We start from the raw sequence: 16,879 nt of genomic DNA, 5'->3' as shown, positions 1-16,879 counted from the left end.
CTGTGGAAAGAAGGGGACTGCATGACTTACGCCTGCAAGGACTGCGGCTTTCTATTCTACCGGGTAGGAGAGGTAAAGGAATGCCCCTCCTGTGAGAAAAATCATATTCGCTCTGCCACCCAAGAAGAAACCCAGAGGTTGCAAACACTTCTGGCACGAGGAAAACCAACTTTACTAGTTGAGGAGGACAAACCCTATGAAGAAACAAGGTGAATTGCGGCAACGTGGCAAGAGAAGGTCCCCTGGGAGACGATTGTTAAGTATGTTTCTTGTGCTGTGCATGGTGCTTACCATGCTGCCGGTTTCGGCAATGGCGGAAGAAGCACATACCAACATTGGCGTAAACGGGGAAATCATTGCATTTGAGCCGCTTGCAGAAATAGAAAAAACGGTCACGACCGGCACTTCCGTTCAGGATTTAGAATTGCCTGAAACCCTGGCCGCCACAGTGCGGACAAGTCCTGATTTTGGTATGCAAGCAGATACGAGCCAGCAGACAGTGACAGACAGAGTATATGGCTCTGAATATGAAGAAATCCTTGTTGGTATTTCAGTGACATGGATTTCTCTGCCGGAATATGACATGGACACCGAGGGTGAGTATGTCTTTACGCCGGTGATCGAGGGCTATACGGTGAGCGCCGAGCTGCCGGAGATTACCGTGACGGTGGGCGCAGCGGACATCGCTATCTATAAATATTTAAATTTTGAGCCCTCACCCAATGACGCAAAAATTATGGAGACGAATCAAGAATACGCCACCCTATCCTTGGCGTTTAATGCGGTTAAAGAGGGGCAGACCATTCAGCTGCTGAGGAATATTGAGTATACTTCGACTTACTATATTGGCGCCCAGAGTTTTACCCTTGATCTGAACAACTTCACGATCAAAGGTACCGGGTACATAACTATTAGGAAGAATGAAGGCGGTACGCTGACCATTACCGACGGGAGTGCCGAAAAAGGCGGCAAGATCACCAACGCATATGCGGGATCCTCGCCCACCATTTCTATTGGCACCGAAGGCAGCAGTCTGGAAGTAAGGGGCGGCACAGTGGAAGGCACCTCCGGTCATGCAATTTTCAGCAGCACCACCGGCAGTGTGCACATTTCTGGAGGATCAGTGATTAACACCGGTAACGGCTACGCAATTTACAACAGCTCAACCGGCACCGTGGAAATATCAGGCAACAGTACAGCGAACGCCCAAAATACGGCTGCAATTAGAGGCTTTTCTGGCGGCAAAATCATAGTTGGCGGCGGGGCTAAGGTCACCAGTGCAAATACAAGCACTAACAGGGGGACGATTGAAGTACCGGATGGCGCCGTCCTTGAAATCACCGGCGGAACGATAGAAAATACCGACCCAAACGGCTATGCGATTTACGCATACGGAAATAGCAGAGTTTTAATAGGCACGCCCATCATCCAAGGCGGCGGCAAGGCGATGAACAAAGCCCCGGACTTGAGCGGCTATGCCAATGTGAAGGTCACGGCAAGCGTTAATTACGATGGAAGCTTGCCGGAGGCAGAATATAAAGCGGCGGACATCGCCAACTACAAATATCTTGCCTTTGCGCCCGCCACAGGTTCGCCGGTCTCCGGCCCCGAATTGAATTTGACCGATATACTGGCCGCTCCGGTAGTTGGCGGAACACCAGTGACAAGCATCGGCGGTTCTACTTACACAGGCACGGTGGCATGGAACGGCAGCCCAACAAGGTTCCTTGGCAGCACAGCGTACACCGCCACCGTTACCCTAACGGCGAAAGAGGGCTATACCTTTTCCGGCGTCGCGCTGAATGCGTTTATACACGACGGAGCGACCGTCACCAATACCCGGGGTTTCGGCGGCGTTCTGACGGTGACCGTTAAGTTCCCCTTGACGGCGGCAAAGACTGTGGAATTCATTGCTATTACCACGCCGCCCTCCAAACTTGTGTATAAGTTCGGAGAGAGATTTTCCTTTGCGGGCATTGTGGTTAAGGCAACCTATAACGACGGAACAGAGGGGTATTTATATACCTACCTATACGATAAAAGCGGTCCGCTCACCATGAGCGATACTCTTGTTACTATAACCGCCGTCGGCACAAACATCTCCGCCACACAAGAAATTACCGTTACCAGAGCCGACGGCCCGGCAGTTACCGGTGTATCTGCCCTGGACTGCACTACTGTCAGCAACAATGACGGCAAACTCATCGGCGTGACCACCGCTATGGAGTATAAGAAAAGCGATGCTGCAAGTTACATCCCCGGTACCGGCAGCGACATCACCGGGCTTATAAACGGCACCTATCTGGTGAGGGTTAAGGAAACCGCCACCCATGAAGCAGGCAGGGAAAGTACCTTTACTGTAGGTGTATATGTTCCGGCTGCGCTTACCGGCAATGTGACCATCAGCGGTACGCTGAAATACGGTCAAACATTGACAGCCGCATACGTCCCCGGCAACAACAGCGGCACCCTTTCCTATCAGTGGAAGCGGGGCGGCACCGATATAGGCACAAATTCTAATACCTATACCATCGTGGAAGCCGATATCAATAACACCCTCACCTGTGAGGTAACAAGTGATGTGCAAACAAGCAAAGTTTCCGGCAGCACTGCTTCCGTCATAAACAAGGCCGACGGCCCGGCAGTTACTGGCGTATCTGCCTTAGACTGCACCACTGTCAGCAACAATGACGGCAAACTCATCGGCGTAACCACCGCCATGGAATACAAGAAAAGCGGTGATGCAGGCTATACTCCCGGCCCCGGCGGCGACATCACAGGCCTTACAAGCGGCACCTATCTGGTGAGGGTCAAAGAAACTATCACTCATAACGAAGGTGCGGACAGCAGCTTTACTGTGGGTGCATATGTACCCGGTGCCCTCACCGGCACAGCGACGATAAGCAATACAGCTCCAAGAATTGGCGATGTGCTGAACGGCTCACTAGACAGCGGCAATAACAGCGGTACATTAAGCTATGTATGGAAAGCTGGCGGAACGCAAGTTGGCACAGATGCAAGCTATACGGTAGCTGCGGCAGACCTTGGAAAGACGATAACACTTGAGATCAGTTCAAGCGTAGAAACCGGCACAATCACAAGTGCAGCGATTGCGGCTGTGTTGAAGAAAGTAGCTCCGTCCGCACCGGAAGCGCCTACGCTCGCTTCAAAGACGCATAATACCGTCACACTTACGGCAAATGCGGCTTATGAGTTCTCCAAGGACGGCATCACATGGCAGACAGACAATGTGTTCAGCGGATTGACTGCAAGCACAGCGTATACGTTCTACCAGAGAGTGGCTGAAACCGCCGACACAGAAGCATCGGCGATAAGCACAGGATTAGATGTGACGACAAATTCAAACGGTGGCGGCGGCAGTGGCTCCGGCAGTGGTGGAAGTACCTCAGACAATAGCAGCACCGTCATCGTCACGCCACCCACACCGGATAACCCTAATTCCCCCACCCAGGGCGAAATCAAGGTTCCCGGCACGGTGGACGGCAAAGGCAACGTCACAGTGAACATCACCGACAAAACCGTGACCGACGCCTTTGATAAGGCACTGGCGGACGCGAAGAAAAACGGCAATGAGCAAAACGGCATTACTGTGGTACTCCGTGTGGACACCGGCAGCAAGACCGGCTCCAATGTTACGGTTAATCTGCCAAAGACAGTGCAGGATATTATCATTGCTAAGAAAATTGTCAACATCGTTATTGTGGTAGACAATCCCGACATCAGAATTGGCATGGATTTAACGACTGTGCAGGAAATCAACAAGCAGGCAAAGTCTGATGTGAATATTACCGCCAGCCGCACGGACAACGGCAAGCTGATCGGTGATGCAAGGAAAGCCATTGGCAGCCGACCGGTATTCGACCTCAAGGTGAACTACGGCAGCGGCAAACAGGTACAGACCTTTGGCACAGGCAGCGTATCGATAACCATCCCGTACACCCTCGGCGCAAATGAAAAAGCCGGTAACGTGCAGGCAGTCTATGTGGACGGCAATGGAAAGGTACACTGGCTCACCAGCTCTGTCTATGACAGTGTAGAAAAGGTACTGCGTTTCAGCACCAATCATTTTTCCACTTACGGTGTGGGATATAAGCAGGACGCTCCTGCGCCGACTGACATTTCCACCCATTGGGCGAAGGATGACATTCAGTTTGTGATAAACCAGGGACTGCTTACCGGCACCACAAGCACTACCTTCAGCCCCAATACTGCTATGACGAGAGGAATGTTCGTCACTGCGCTGGGACGGCTGGCAAACGCCGATGTGAGCAGCTACAAGCAAAGCAGCTTCACCGATGTGAAAAACGACTCTTACTACATGGGCTACATTGAATGGGCAAGCAAAAATAGCATTGTAAACGGAATAGGTGATAAAAAGTTTGCTCCAGACCAATCTATCACCCGTGAGCAGATGGCAATCATCATGCAGAACTATGCCAAAGTCATCGGACTCACCCTGCCGAAAGTCCATGGGGAAAACACCTTTGCGGATAGCGCCAAAATCAGCGCCTATGCCAAGGATGCCGTGAAGCAGATGCAGATGGCGGGCGTTCTCAGCGGTAAAAATGGCAATCTCTTTGATCCCCAGGGTACAGCCACCCGCGCCGAGGCTTCGGCAGTGCTGCGCCGCTTCGTGGAGCTGGCGATCTCCAGCGACACCATGCAGGACTGAACGATGAATGACTCCGGCAACTGGGTGTAATACGAAATCGGCAAGACCGGGAAAAGGACATTGATGGCTTAGTCTATGAAAACCAAGCAAGAGCCTGCCCACTATTCTGAGGGTGGGCTCTTGCCATATTTTACAAGTACTCTCACAGATACAATTTCATAGCCTCTCTAAAAAAATATAAAAGACCCCCCTAAAAGGGGGACCGCCGATAAGACCGGGAAACTTGAAGTTGTCACGGATTTAGTCAGGACATACCAATATTGAGACTTCAAGGCGGTATGTAACGCCTTCAATGAAAGAGTTAAAGAAGGCGGTTGAAGACGCGTAATTTGATGTATAAAAGCGGATTACCTTTTATATATAGGTTTCAATATAAAAAGCTATACACCCACGGAGTAATTTTTCCAAACATTAACAGGAAATGCACATACAAGACCGAATAAATTTATGTAGAAATTAAAAAGGAGGCTTTTTATGTATTTTGAAAACATGCTTGCAATAATTCTCGGCATAGCATTGTTATGTGCGGATTGGTTAAATATCTCACCTAAACTTAAGGAAAATAGAAAATACTTAAGTGTTGGTATTATTATCCTAGTATTGTTTGTTTTCCATGATACATTGAATATCTTGCCTTAAGTTCACTAATCAAACTTTAAGGAGGGGGTAAAAATTTCATTTTGGAATGTTATATTTTTACTCTTCATGGTTGTACTGTTTTTAATGCCCATGATGGACCGAACAACGACGTGGGTAATGGTATTAATACTACTAGCTTTTGGTATAGCCTATAATATTATTAACCGAGGGGAACGGTAACATGTTTTCCTAGATGAAGTCCGTATATGGTGATCCATTCCTTATGTAGATACACAATTATTGCAATGAGATCACCTCAATAAGTTATAAGAGTTAAGTATAAACTTGGGGGTCAAATAATGTCCAAAACAGAGGCTATGTTAGAGGCAAATCCGATTATATTGGGCTTCGTAATGTTTAATTTTAATTACTTTGGGTTGGAAAACTTTCTTGAGAATATTGTAGTAGGCACATTACTGATAATATGGGGTCTGCATAATGTTCGAAAGTGGACCGCCGAAAAAATCTTGAATCTTAATTCCTTAATTAGATTTATATTTAGCTTTCTTATACCTTTTGAACTCCTCCTAGCTGTATATAAATTGAAGATTATCTATGAAAACTTTTATGTTTTTGGTGTCAATATTATTGTTCTAATTCTAGTTATTATCTTACTGATTGATAAGAAAAGAAAATTAGTTAAAGAAATAGAAAATTAAGATTAGAATACCTAAAAAAACACTTGCCGATCTTGCAGGACATTCCAATATTGAAACGTCAAGCCATGAACCCTTGATATTATTGGGATTACGTTAGATGTGTTAACCTAATTTTTCAAAAACATCGGACACACCTAGATTTTTTCTTAACCTTCAACCCTACACGTCCGATTTGTCCGGTCGTATGCCGATTAAGTAGTGTGCTGCTAATAGTAGTGACACTAACCAATCTAAATATACATATTCTGACATTTTGGTTCATTTGCAGATATAAAAGCCCCCCTAAAATGGGGGACCATTACACTGCCTCAAATATTCTTGTGTTTTATAAATCCAATATTACTCCTGCTTCCATTAACAAGTCCAAACCTAATAACCCATTAATAGCTCCGCGAAATTAATCTCGCCAATAGCGAACTTACAATTCTTAATTTTGAACCCGTTAAACTCAACAGCATCAACCTGTCACCGAAAATTGCTTACCACCGATTCCAACACTAACAATAATTTCATCACGTTCTTCAATATTTATCCCAATTTCCTCTACGACATCAGTAGAAATTATTGAATGGCTGGCACCCGTGTCAATAACCATTTTATCAATGGTTTTTGCCCTTCCTTTATAATATACCTTTGCCGTTGTATATAGTAACACATTTTCAAAAATCATTTTTGTCATCAGATTATTCCTCGAAACCCAGGTGTAAATCGAATTTTTATCCTAATTTCTTCTTTAGAAGTATGGTAAACCAAAGTATCGCCCTTGCTTTTTACTAGCTCTCGGGTGGCCTCCTTAGGATCAGAAATACTACGGATTACAGCTACATCATCTATAACCTCATAACTGTCCTCAATATGTGATTGCAGGATTTTCATTTGGACAAATTGATTGGGATAAAGCCTACGAACCTCAGCCCATACCATACAAATCACATCCTTTTTGTTTTAATTATATAATATTTGTCCAAAGTGAAGGGGATTCACTAATTTTTACAAATTAAGTGCTAAATTGGAACGTAACGGCTATCCTCATTTATTAAAAATATTAGTAATATCCTCTGTGTACGTTGCATACACTATGAACATAGCGTACAATGGAGGTGGGGAGTGATGCTTATGCAAGAAGTACTTAATGCAACGGATGTTCGTAAAGATTGGGGAAGGTTCATTGATACGGTGGTTCGAGAAAAACCTCAAATGGTAAAGCGCAACCGTGACTACTTTATATCATTTTCTTTACAGCAGGCCCGCCTGTTGTTAAAGGATCATCATTTTAATGCTCAGTTTTTGCAGGAGGAGGATGGTTCTATCACAGCCACCCTTACAAATTTTGATTTTGTAGTGAATACAAAAGATCGTGAGACTGCCATAAAAGCATTAGCTGAAGAGTTGGTAGAGTATGCAAAGGAATATTATGATGAATTCCAACTTTACTTTTATTCCCTTAATCGTCAATCTCACTTTCCGTATGTTTTGGCTGTGCTCATGCAAGAGAATTTAGATGGAGTTATCGGCCTAATCCATGCCTAATTGGAGAGAACTTAAAAGATTTTGTGAAAATGACGGTTGGGAATTATTTAATAAAACGGACCAATATTTTTATCGAAAAAAGATGCCGGACGGCTCTTTAAAAAGAACAAAGGTATCTATGGGTTCCGGGCAAATTAAGTTCCATATGTGGCAGCAAATATTACATCGGCAACTTAAGGTGTCACAAGAATATTTTAATAGTAAGATATAACAGGTATTTCTGGCTTATTTCTAGTAACAGTCCTATTATTTTAAATAGGGCTATTTTGTCTATGTTGGACAAATGAAAGGGTGTATTGAATAATAAAATTTGCTGTTGGACTCATTACCACCTGCCGTCCCTGACCCTAGCCACCAGCGCCATGGCAGGGCTTTCACGCCATTTCCGCGCACGATCGAGACGCTCACATTTTACACGCACAACTTTTTTACGCACCAGTATTACACACACGTCCTAAAAAGGAAAAAGCCGAACGTGTTACATTCCACGTTCAGCTTTAACCCTTGCGAATACAGCGTTTCTGGTGTCGAAGGCGGGGAGGGGCCTTTGAACCCGCATGGTTTCCCACACGCCTCTCAAGTTTGAAGGGCGATTTTTATTGACACGAAATGCCTTGTAGCCTTGATTTTATAGGGATTACGTTAGATGCGTTAACCTAAATTTTCAAAAACATCGGACACGATCAGGTTTTTTCTGAATCTTCAACCCTACACGTCCGATTCGCCCAGTAATAACCGTGAAACAGTAACAGATGCCAATGGCAACACCACTACCTTTGATTACGATTATCTGGAGCGTTTAATAGCTACTACCTATGCAGGTGCCTTTTGCTTTTTTATACCGTTCAGCAGTATTTCGAAGTGTTGCAGAGACTGATCATTTAAGTCAAAGTAAGGGTAACGTATACACCATTCATAAGTAAGTCCTCTCATGGCCATAATACAGTGCTTCGTAATTGTATCTACGGATATATCAGTTCTAAAATCTCCTTGTTTTATTCCTTGGCTAATAATACTACTGAATACTTGGTAGAGTTTCCTATTGTAACCCATTACAGCTTCTGTATTTACGGTTCTTGATATTTGTGCTTCATATAACATTTTAATCAGGTCATAACCTAAAGTACAGGCAATAGTATTAACCATTTTCTCTACAAACGAAAAAAGAATATCAGAAGCCATAGTGCCGGGAGGAAATGACTCAAGATAAGATTTATAGTCTAAATCAATGGTATCTACAAAATCAGCAATCAGAGTAGTAATTAGAGCATTTTTTGAATCAAAGTACACATAGAAGCACCCTTTAGACACCCCTGCCTTTTCTACTATAGAGTCTACACTTACATTATCAAAACCATGCTTCTTGAATAACTGGTCAGCACTTTCATAGATTTTCCTTTTTGTTTCGTCAGCTTTCGCTGTTCTTTTACTTATTTTTTCTTTATTCACAAAATTTCTCCCTATATTAATTGACAATAGTAGTAAATAATCATATATTGACTATAGTTAGTGACTTTAGTCAGTTAATGTATACAATTATATCACACATCTAATTTCAGAGACAAATTGAAATCAGTATTAACTTTATTTTTAAGTGGCGGCGGAGACAACTGTAACTTTATTATTGGTTTGTAATTGCATGATACACAGAGGGTTGCAAGAAAAAGGTCTTCCATTATGGGTACCGTCTTCAGTGTATATTAAATAACGTCTTGGGCCCAGGCATTTCCGGCATTCATCACATTATGATTTGGGGACTCCTTTTGCTAGGCGGCATGGGTTTTGTTGGAACACAACCGGGCTACCCACCATTGCCGACTCAAAGACAAGGGGAAACTGCTACTCTCACCTTCCGGGCATGGGATCAATGAGTAAGTGAAAATGGGGGTATAGCTGGTGCTAAAAAAAATTAAATTTATAAAGAATAACAAGTTTCTTACCCTCATGTTGATTAGTTGCATATCCTTACTTGTGTTATATATAAGTTTTTTATGGAATAGCAATGAGCAACAGCAAGACATTGTTATCGGAGTTGCCTGGCCCTTTGCAAAAAATAATAGTATGTTCCGAGAGGGTGTCGAATTAGCCATTCATGAAATAAATGAAAATGGTGGGGTTAAGGGTCAAAAGATTAAAGTTGTTGAGAAAGACGATGAAGGATCAGTTAATCAGGGAATGGCTATTGCCCAGTCTTTTGTAAATGATTGCAAAACGATTGCTGTTATTGGGCATAGAGAGTCTTTTATCTCAATTCCCGCTTCCAGAATATATGAGTCCGGTGGAATAGTCATGCTGTCCCCAGCTTCTACAGAACCTCAACTAACTAATAATGAAAACAAATACATATTTCGAAATATACCTAGTGATGATGAAATCGCTAAACAATTAGCGACATATGCTTCCCAAAAGGGTTACAAAAAGACCGTAATTTATTATGCAGATAATTCCTATGGATTAGGTTTGGCTAATGCATTTGAAGATCATGCAAAAAGGTTAGGTATTTCGACCGTTGACCGTATTTCAATCTACAGCAATTTAAGGGAACTTGAAAGGCTGCACAAAAAGTGGCAAGCTCTTGATTTTGATAGTGTGTTTATAGCTCAGCCAGCAAAGGAAGGTGCTGAATTTATTGCTGATACAGCCAAGGTGGGTATAGCTGTAGCTTATATTGGTGGTAATGCAATGGATTCGCCTTTATTATGTAGCGTTGGCGGAAAAGCGGCAGAAGGTATGGTCATAGGAACAATTTTCAATCCCCAAGATTCTCGTCAAGTGGTTAAGGATTTTGTAAATAAATTTAATCAAAATTATAACACGATACCAAGTGCATATTCGGCCCAAGGGTATGATGCAGTTAAACTGCTGGTTGCAGCCATAGAACAGGCAGAATCCACTGAACCACTGGTAATAGCTGAAAAACTCCGTACCATTAAGGATTGGCCAGGGGTGTCTGGCTATCATACTTTTAATGAGTATGGGGACGACATTGGAAATCTGGTAATCATGAAAGTAGTTCGCAATGGTGTGTTAGAAGTTGTGGATGAGAGCAATGGGGATGAATAGGGTTAATAACTGTTTCAATTAGGGGGTAGCAAGATGAAAGATGACATATTCCGAAAGGTATCACTGGAGAGGCTTTCGTCTCCCGAACAGTTAGACCAGTTAATGACCGTTACCACCCCTAGAGCATGGTTAGCCCTTGCAGCAATAGGCGGAATTCTATTTACAGCTATTTTGTGGGGGATCTTCGGGAGCATCCCTACCAAGGTGCAAGGCCAAGGAATTCTCATCAAGAGTGGCGGGATATACAATATTGTTCATGATCAAAGCGGTAAAATCACCGATATCAGAGTTGTTGCAGGAGACACGATCAAAAGAGGAGATGTGCTTGCAAGAACTAACCAACCACAATTGGTAGATGAAATTAACAAATTGAAAACAGAACTGGGTCAGTTACAAAGCTTAAATGATTTTCAGCTTAATCAGGATATAAAAAATATGGGATCGAGTTTACTTGATTTTTACGAACTATCTAACAGAGTAAATGAAGCCAGAATAAATGAAAACAGTTACAAAAATGCAATGCTAGATAATATGCGAATCCTACAAGATACAAAAATCAGGCTGGAGCAAGACAAAATCAATGAAGCAAATCAACAACTTTATGTGGATAAACTAACTATCCTTTTTCAATCAAATGCAATATCGGAAAGCGAGTTAATCAATGCAACTAAGGACTTACATTTTATGGAGTTAGAGACTCGAGCAGCAACATCAGCCGTCAGGGAGAGGCAGGAGAGCTATAACGCAAGCAAAGAAAGTTATAAACAGGCTCAATATGCGGTGCAATTACTTGAGAAGCAATTTGAATCAACTAGAGTTATAAGAATTAAAGAAACAGAAGAAGAAATTAAGATACTTCAGGATAAGTTAAATCAGTCAACAGAAATTGTTTCTCAAATAAATGGACGAGTCCTAGAGGTTAAGGTTAATAGAGGAGATATTATTGGCCCGGAAACGCCGCTTTTTAGCCTAGAGCGGGAAGGTTCAACCACAAAATTAGAAGTTGCTATGTATATCCCGGCAGCAGAAGGAAAAAAGGTCTTGCCTGGGATGGAGGCTCAGATTTCCCCAACTATCGTAGAAAAGGAAGAATACGGGTTTATGCAGGGCAGGGTAATAGCTGTATCTGAATATCCTACAACACCCAGGCATGTGATGCTTACGCTGGGTAACGAAGAATTGGTGACTCAACTGACTGGAGAAGGCGCCTACCTGGAAGTGAAAATTGACATGACAGTTGATAGCAGTACTGTAAGCGGCTACAAATGGTCGTCCCGTCAGGGGCCTCCGCTTAAAATTAATAGCGGAACTATTTGTACTGGTGCAGTAATTATTCAGCAGCAAAGGCCTATGAGCATGGTTATTCCTATGTTTAAAAAAGCACTCTCTATTTAAACAACCCGTATCCTGGAGGTGAAAGAGCAAGTGCTAAAATTAAAACAAAAAGTGAAAAAAAGAAGGGTTCCCACCGTACTCCAAATGGAAGCAGTAGAATGTGGGGCAGCTTCACTGGCCATGATCTTGGCCTATCACGGTAGGTATATACCTCTAGAAGAGCTCCGTATTGTCTGTGGGGTTTCGCGAGATGGCAGTAAGGCTAGCAACATCCTAAAAGCAGCTCGTAATTTTGGCATGGAAGCTAAAGGTTTCCGAAAGGAGCCAAATGACTTAAGGAATATGGAAGCCCCAATGATTATCCACTGGAACTTCAGTCACTTTTTAGTTTTTGAAGGCTTTCATCAGGGAATGGTTTACCTGAATGATCCGGCAAGTGGTCCCAGAACCGTAACTGAAGAAGAATTTGACCAATCCTTTACGGGAGTTGTACTAACCTTTAAGGTTGGTCCTGCTTTTGAAAAAGGCGGCAGCAAACCTAATATTTTAATGGCACTAAAGAAACGAATGAAGGGATCTGAGGTTGCCCTAACCTTTGTGATTTTAGTGGGCTTGGCATTAGTAATTCCCGGTTTGGTTATTCCTACCTTTTCAAAGATTTTTGTAGATGACATATTATTAAGTGGTAAAGATAATTGGTTATTTCCCTTACTTTTGGGGATGGGCATGACAGCAGTTTTGCGTGGAATTTTGGTATGGCTGCAGCATTACTATTTGCTCAGGTTGGAAACTAAGATTGCCTTGAGTTCCTCGGGGCAGTTCTTATGGCATGTACTCCACTTGCCGGCAGATTTTTTTAACCAGCGCTACAGCGGTGATATCAGTGTTCGCATGGGCAGTAATGATAAGGTAGCACAGCTATTATCAGGGAGATTTGCTAAGACGGCACTGGATTTTGTGTTAATTATTTTTTATTTCATACTAATGTTACAGTATAACCTTCTCTTAACCTTGATTGGTGTTGTAGTAGCTGTTATCAACGTTCAGTATTTACGATTTGTATCTGAGAAGAGGGTAGATCTTAATCGTAAACTACTACAAGATTATGGGAAACTCCAGGGGACGGCTATGTCTGGCTTGCAGATTATTGAAACCCTAAAGGCAACAGGTTCGGAATCAGATTTCTTTGCCAAATGGTCAGGCTATCAGGCTAAAACATTAAACGCCATGCAGGAGATAGGAGTTTCCTCACAGTTTTTATCTGCAGTACCTACATTATTAACCTCGCTGACTAATGCGGTGGTCTTAGTAATAGGCGGACTTTTTATTATGAACGGGGAAATGACCATTGGCATGCTGGTAGCCTTTCAAAGTTTAATGAGCAGTTTTATGGCACCTGTGAACAGTCTGGTTAGCCTTGGCAGTACTTTGCAGGAAATGGAAGGGGATATGAACCGTTTAGATGACGTATTGAAATATCCTGTGGAGGCACAAACTGACCAGAAAATTTCTACGGACAAGCCAGAGGAACTGGACAAGAAGCTAGAAGGATACCTAGAAATCCGCAATTTAAATTTTGGCTACAGTCGGTTAGAAGAGCCTTTAATTCGAGACTTTAATCTGAGTTTAAAGCCGGGATTTCGCGTAGCCTTGGTGGGGGGATCGGGAAGCGGCAAGTCCACAGTGGCAAAGTTGCTAGCGGGAATCTACAAGCCCTGGTCCGGCACGATTTTGTTTGATGGGAAACCAAGGGAAAGCATTCCCAGAACGGTGCTCAACAACTCCATGGCTATGGTTGATCAGGATATCAGTATGTTTCAGGGTACTATTAGGGACAATATCACCTTATGGGATCAGACTGTTTCTGAATTTGACATTATTAGAGCAGCTAAGGATGCCTGTATACACGATGATATTACCTCGAGGATAGGCGGTTATGACCACCTGTTGGATGAAGGAGGAAGGAATTTTAGTGGAGGTCAGAGGCAGAGAATAGAAATTGCCCGGGCTTTAGTTAATAATCCATCTATCCTTATTATGGATGAGGCAACCAGCGCACTGGATCCTTCTACAGAAGGTATGCTAGATGAAAGAATAAGACGCCGTGGGTGTACTTGTGTCATTGTTGCCCACCGACTAAGTACAATACGTGACTGTGATGAGATTATTGTTATGGAAAGAGGAAAAATTGTTCAAAGGGGAAATCACGAGGAGCTTATAAATGCAGAAGGGCCTTATGCAAAACTGATGAGTGCCAGTTAGATTTCGCTAGGAGGTAGGCAGATGGGATTGATTACAGAGCTTTTCCAAAGAGAAGGCACCATAGTTGCTGTAGAAGGAAACAAACCATTACTCCTCACAGATCCTTACAGCATATGGCTGGTTGAACGGGGAAAAGTTACTGTTTTTTCTATTCAAATAAAAAATAATGAAGCTATTGGAGCAAGGAATTTTTTATTTGAGGTAGAGGGCCATGACATTTTATTTGGTATCTGCCCCGAAAATGATGATCCATGCTTTGGACTGCTGGCAACTGGAGTAGCAGGGACAAGCTTGAGGCAAATTAATAGGACACTCTTTTTGGAAAGATTAGAACAGGCGGCGGATAGAAAAGTCTATTTAGATCTAATTAATCGCTGGTTCAGGTCTTTTTTTGAACAGGAAGAAATCGAACTTATAACGTCTGACTCTGCAGATTTATCACTGACACTGGATAAATTTCACAACTTGGCACTAGGTAGAATTAAAGAAAGATACCTTAATAATAAGCAGGTTGAGGAAATTCGTTTAAGAAAAAAAAGGATTTACAATGAAAAGTGTATAGAAAAGGCTATTTATAAGATGTCCTCGGTCACCCAAAAGGAGCAGCATGAAGATACTGTGGAACTCTTATCGGATATGCTACTTAGTGCCTGTAAGTTAGTTGGTCAGGCGATGAAGATCGAAATTATTTCTCCTCCATCTGCTAACCAAGAAGGCCCGTCAAAGGATCCCTTGGGGGATATTACCAGAGCATCAATGGTTCGGACAAGGCGAGTTATCTTAGCAGGGGAGTGGTGGAAGTCAGATAATGGACCTCTGCTGGCTTACATGGAAGAAGATAATCGACCAGTGGCTTTATTGCCCTTATCTCCCGAACAATATCAATTGTATGATCCGACAAATAAAAATAAGACTTTGGTAAATTATAAAATTTCCCAGCAGATTAAACCCATCGCCTTTACATTTTATCGTTCATTTCCCGCCAAGGTAATAAAATCACGAGATATACTTGCCTTTTCTATAGGTAACTGCTGGAAGCGGGATTTGATTATGGTAGTTTTAATGGGATTGTTTGGTGGCCTGATGGGCACTGTTACACCTGTAGCAACTGGAATTATTTTTGACACTATTATCCCAGAGGGGGAAAAGGCCCAACTGCTGCAAATTACCTTCTTCCTAGTGGCAACTGCCCTGGCCGGGACGTTTTTTCAATTAACCAGGTCCTTTGCCATGATGAGAATGGAAGGAAAGATAGATGGATCCCTTCAAGCGGCAGTTTGGGATCGGCTGTTAAGCCTGCCTGTTCCTTTTTTTAAGCAATACTCAGCGGGAGAATTAGCCATGCGGGCCATGGGCATCAGTCAGATTCGCAACAGGCTATCTGGTGCTACCATAACAACGATCCTTTCCAGTATATTCTCAGTTTTTTATTTCGCCTTATTGTTTTATTACGATGTCAAGTTGGCAGTTATAGCCACGGGTTTAATTATGGTGGTTATAATCATGACAGTAATCCATGGTTATATACTAATCAATTACCAGCGACAGTTAACTGATATAGATAATAAAATATCAGGCTTAGTATTACAACTAATTGGTGGAGTAGTCAAATTTAGAGTATCAGGGGCAGAAAGTAGAGCCTTTTACCAGTGGTCTAGGGAATTTAGCAAACAAAGAAAAGTAGCCTTTAAAAGCAAAAACATTTCCAATGGACTGGTGGTCTTCAACTCCATCTTTCAAGTGGTTACTTCTATGATCATTTTTTACGGGATGATTACTTTCTCCCAGGGTTCTCTAGGGGCCGGAAAGTTTATAGCTTTCAATACAGCCTTTGCCAGTTTGATGGGAGCAATGATTTCCTTAACCGAGGTCTGTATTTCCATTATTGGTATGGTACCTCTTTATGAAAGGGCAAGACCGATCTTAGAGGCATTGCCGGAGTACGACGATAACATGAATGATCCAGGCCAGTTGACTGGTTCCATTGAAGTAAGCCATGTGTCTTTCCGATATAAGCAAGACGGACCGCTAATTCTTAAGGATATCTCTCTTCAGATAAAAGAGGGTGAGTATATAGGCCTAGTTGGGACCTCGGGTAGTGGCAAATCCACCTTGTTTCGTATTTTGCTGGGATTTGAAAAACCGGAATCAGGCCGGGTGTACTACAATGGACAGGATATAGGAAAGGTAGATATTCGTTCGGTGCGCAAACAGTTAGGGGTCGTTTTACAAAATGGTCAGTTGATGTCGGGGGATATCTATACCAACATTGTTGGCACTAATCCTAATTTAACCATGGAAGATGCTTGGGAAGCGGCGAAAATGGCGGGATTAGACCAGGATATCAAGGAAATGCCGATGGGCCTGCATACAGTCATCAGTGAAGGTGCCGGTACTATCTCAGGCGGACAAAGACAAAGGTTGCTTATTGCCCGGGCCATCGTTAAAAAGCCCCGAATTATTTACTTTGATGAAGCTACCAGTGCCCTGGATAATGGGACCCAGGCCATTGTTAGTAATAGCCTTAATAAATTGAAGGCAACCAGGATTGTGATTGCTCACAGGTTAAGCACCATTGTTAACTGTGATAGAATCATCGTACTTGATCAGGGGAGAATAATTGAGATTGGAACTTACGAACAATTAATGCAGTTGAACGGTGTTTTTGCTAATCTGGCCAAGCGACAGTTGGCCTAGG

12 protein-coding genes are annotated in these 16,879 nt (G+C 42.9%); 9 read left to right on the top strand and 3 right to left on the bottom strand.

The features are described from left to right. Positions 1-21: 21 nt before the first annotated feature. From P6N53_RS05850 to P6N53_RS05835, 4 genes are all read left to right on the top strand, one after another. The gene (locus tag P6N53_RS05850) at positions 22-213 is read left to right on the top strand and encodes a hypothetical protein (RefSeq protein WP_304541844.1); all 192 of its coding nucleotides are present in this window, start codon (positions 22-24) and stop codon (positions 211-213) included. After that, positions 197-4,693, top strand: coding sequence for an S-layer homology domain-containing protein (locus P6N53_RS05845; RefSeq protein ID WP_304541842.1), 4,497 nt, complete (start codon positions 197-199; stop codon positions 4,691-4,693). Before P6N53_RS05850 ends, P6N53_RS05845 begins: the two co-directional genes overlap by 17 nt. Positions 4,694-5,167: 474 nt before the next feature. Continuing rightward, positions 5,168-5,332 (top strand): hypothetical protein, encoded by a 165-nt coding sequence (locus P6N53_RS05840; protein ID WP_304541841.1) that lies wholly within the window; start codon positions 5,168-5,170, stop codon positions 5,330-5,332. 299 nt (positions 5,333-5,631) lie between these two features. Continuing rightward, positions 5,632-5,991: a hypothetical protein gene (locus P6N53_RS05835; RefSeq protein ID WP_304541840.1), complete on the top strand. Its 360-nt coding sequence runs from the start codon at positions 5,632-5,634 to the stop codon at positions 5,989-5,991. A gap of 457 nt (positions 5,992-6,448) precedes the next feature. Here P6N53_RS05835 and P6N53_RS05830 read toward each other — a convergent pair whose 3' ends face one another. After that, complete coding sequence (locus P6N53_RS05830) at positions 6,449-6,670, bottom strand: aspartyl protease family protein (RefSeq protein WP_304541839.1); 222 nt, start codon at positions 6,668-6,670, stop codon at positions 6,449-6,451. Beyond that, complete coding sequence (locus P6N53_RS05825; RefSeq protein ID WP_304541838.1) at positions 6,670-6,915, bottom strand: hypothetical protein; 246 nt, start codon at positions 6,913-6,915, stop codon at positions 6,670-6,672. The genes P6N53_RS05830 and P6N53_RS05825 overlap by 1 nt, the downstream gene beginning before the upstream one ends. A gap of 186 nt (positions 6,916-7,101) precedes the next feature. Between P6N53_RS05825 and P6N53_RS05820 the strand changes: the two genes are divergently transcribed. After that, entirely contained in the window at positions 7,102-7,521 is a 420-nt protein-coding gene (locus P6N53_RS05820) for a RelB antitoxin-like protein (RefSeq protein ID WP_304541837.1), read from the top strand. Between the two features lie 813 nt (positions 7,522-8,334). On the opposite strand, the gene P6N53_RS05815 is transcribed toward P6N53_RS05820, so the two are convergent. Next, positions 8,335-8,970, bottom strand: a complete 636-nt coding sequence (locus P6N53_RS05815) for a TetR/AcrR family transcriptional regulator (protein ID WP_304541835.1) — start codon at positions 8,968-8,970, stop codon at positions 8,335-8,337. A 447-nt stretch (positions 8,971-9,417) separates the two neighbouring features. Between P6N53_RS05815 and P6N53_RS05810 the strand changes: the two genes are divergently transcribed. From P6N53_RS05810 to P6N53_RS05795, 4 genes are read left to right on the top strand one after another with little or no spacing between them, the layout of a single operon-like run. Beyond that, on the top strand, positions 9,418-10,584 hold the full coding sequence (locus tag P6N53_RS05810; protein WP_304541833.1) for an ABC transporter substrate-binding protein: 1,167 nt from the start codon (positions 9,418-9,420) through the stop codon (positions 10,582-10,584). Between the two features lie 33 nt (positions 10,585-10,617). Further along, on the top strand, positions 10,618-11,979 hold the full coding sequence (locus P6N53_RS05805) for an NHLP bacteriocin system secretion protein (protein WP_304541831.1): 1,362 nt from the start codon (positions 10,618-10,620) through the stop codon (positions 11,977-11,979). A gap of 30 nt (positions 11,980-12,009) precedes the next feature. Further along, the gene (locus P6N53_RS05800) at positions 12,010-14,181 is read left to right on the top strand and encodes an NHLP family bacteriocin export ABC transporter peptidase/permease/ATPase subunit (RefSeq protein ID WP_304541830.1); all 2,172 of its coding nucleotides are present in this window, start codon (positions 12,010-12,012) and stop codon (positions 14,179-14,181) included. Positions 14,182-14,202: 21 nt separating this feature from the next. Then, complete coding sequence (locus tag P6N53_RS05795) at positions 14,203-16,878, top strand: NHLP bacteriocin export ABC transporter permease/ATPase subunit (RefSeq protein WP_304541828.1); 2,676 nt, start codon at positions 14,203-14,205, stop codon at positions 16,876-16,878. Position 16,879 lies beyond the last annotated feature (1 nt).

It is taken from the genome of Desulforamulus aquiferis (genome assembly GCF_030577015.1).
Lineage (GTDB): Bacteria > Bacillota > Desulfotomaculia > Desulfotomaculales > Desulfotomaculaceae > Desulfotomaculum > Desulfotomaculum aquiferis.
The sequence above is the reverse complement of the archived record's forward strand: the minus strand, read 5'-3'. Positions and strand labels throughout refer to the sequence as shown.